The organism is Vibrio thalassae (assembly GCF_900089835.1).
In the GTDB taxonomy this organism is placed as follows: domain Bacteria; phylum Pseudomonadota; class Gammaproteobacteria; order Enterobacterales; family Vibrionaceae; genus Vibrio; species Vibrio thalassae.
This window is the reverse complement of record NZ_OANU01000138.1, coordinates 1-1979: the sequence shown is the minus strand read 5'-3', so window position 1 is coordinate 1979 and position 1979 is coordinate 1. Positions and strand designations below refer to the sequence as shown.

The 1979-nt window shown below is 48.2% G+C and carries 2 protein-coding genes; both read left to right on the top strand.

The genetic code is table 11. From position 1 onward, the window contains the following. Positions 1-97 precede the first annotated feature (97 nt). On the top strand, positions 98-1117 hold the full coding sequence (gene istA, locus VTH8203_RS22205; RefSeq protein WP_096995611.1) for an IS21 family transposase: 1020 nt from the start codon (positions 98-100) through the stop codon (positions 1115-1117). Next, positions 1114-1908 carry an IS21-like element helper ATPase IstB gene (istB, locus tag VTH8203_RS22200; protein ID WP_096995610.1) on the top strand — a complete coding sequence of 265 codons (795 nt, stop codon included), beginning with the start codon at positions 1114-1116 and terminating at the stop codon, positions 1906-1908. Before istA ends, istB begins: the two co-directional genes overlap by 4 nt. The last annotated feature ends 71 nt before the right edge of the window (positions 1909-1979 follow it).

Below are 1979 nucleotides of genomic sequence, written 5' to 3'. Positions count from 1 at the left end.
TGTCAGCGCCGATGTAAAAATGACCCACTAACGCCGATTTAAAATTGACCCACCTGAGGCAAACTATCCGTTCGTAAAATGGACAAAGCGGCGGATTATGATCAATCAGGAGCAACTAGTGGAAATACACGTTTTACATCAGCAAGGGCAAAGCATCCGCTGCATCGCGCGAGATTTAGGTATCTCTAGAAATACCGTTCGCACTTATCTTCGAGACAGAAGTAAAGAGCCTGTGTATCGAGAACGGCAATCTCGACCCACCAAATTACAGCCTTACCACGACTACTTGCGCACTCGCATTGAAGCCGCAAAGCCTTATTGGATACCCGCAACTGTCTTATTGCGTGAGCTAAAATCTCTCGGTTACGAAGGTGGTATAACGATGCTCAAAGAGCACGTCAAACAGTACAAACCTAGTACGCCAGTCGACCCTGTGGTTCGATTCGAAACATTGCCTGGTGAGCAGATGCAAGTCGATTTCACGACCATCACTCATTACGGCGTACGTGTTAAAGCCTTCGTGGCCACTCTTGGCTATAGCCGAGCGACGTTCGTTCGCTTTAGTGAACGAGAGCGCCAAGAAGACTGGATACAAGGTCTTGAAGAAGCGTTTGAATACTTCGGCGGCGTCCCTAAAGAAGTTCTGTTCGATAATGCGAAAGCCATCATGATAGAGCGTGATGCATACGGTGAGGGTGAGCACCGCTGGAACCCCTCGCTGCTCACCGCCGCCAAAAAATACAACTTTAAGCCAAGAGCTTGCCGCCCTTATCGCGCAAAAACCAAAGGGAAAGTGGAGCGATTTAACTCTTACTTGAAAAGTAGCTTCGTCACTCCGCTTGCTGCGACACTTAAACAACACGGTCTGAAAATCACAGCCGATGTCCTTAACGGTCATATCGGCGCGTGGTTAGAAACCGTCGCTCACCAGAGAATGCACGGCACAACAGGCAAAAAGCCTCAAGTTCTTTTAGAGAAAGAACGTTTTACACTTCAACCTCTCCCGTTGCCGACACGCCCGATAGCGCCGCTAACAATGGGGGATAATGTCATGCCCGTTGAGAGCTTCCAACATCCTCTATCAATATATGACGCGTTGTTGGAGGTGCGAGTATGAACCTTCAAATGAATCGCATCGAAGCTGCCTGCGCAACGCTGAAGTTGCAAGCAATGGCTCAGGAGTGGCCGAGGTTGGCAGAAGTCGCTAGCACTCGTGAGTTGAGCCTAGCCGATTACTTAGAATCACTTCTAAACGCTGAGCTTGAAGCGAGAGCTGAACGCACAAGAGCAACGCTGACTAAGTTCGCCAGCTTCCCTATGGAGAAAACGTTCGATGACTATGACTTCAAGTTCGCAACAGGTGCCCCACGGAAACAGCTCAAGGAGCTAACAGGGTTGGCGTTCGTCGAGCGAAAAGAAAACGTAGTACTACTTGGCCCAAGTGGTGTTGGTAAGAGCCATCTTGCTGTTAGCCTTGGTCAAATAGCTGTACAAAAAGGCTTAAAGACACGGTTCATCACAGCAGCTGACTTAATGCTCCAACTGTCTACGGCGAAAGCTCAGGGCAAACTTGAAAGCTACTTGAGGCGAAGCGTTCTTGCACCAAAGCTCCTTATCGTCGATGAAATCGGGTATCTACCGTTCGGCAGAGAAGAAGCGAACTTGTTCTTCAACGTCATCGCTAAACGATACGAGCAAGGTAGCATTATCGTAACCAGTAACTTGCCGTTCTCTCAATGGTCAAATGCGTTCGCTGACGATACAACACTAACGGCGGCATTACTGGATAGGCTTCTTCATCACTCGCACATCGTACAAATCAGTGGAGAAAGCTACCGATTACGAGGAAAGAAGGCGGCTGGAACCATACCAACAGTTCTAGAAAATCTATCTGAAAGTAAAAATTAATTACTTGGGTGGGTCAGTTTTACTTCGGCGATAACGTCGATAAGTGGGTCAATTTTAAACTGGCGTTGACA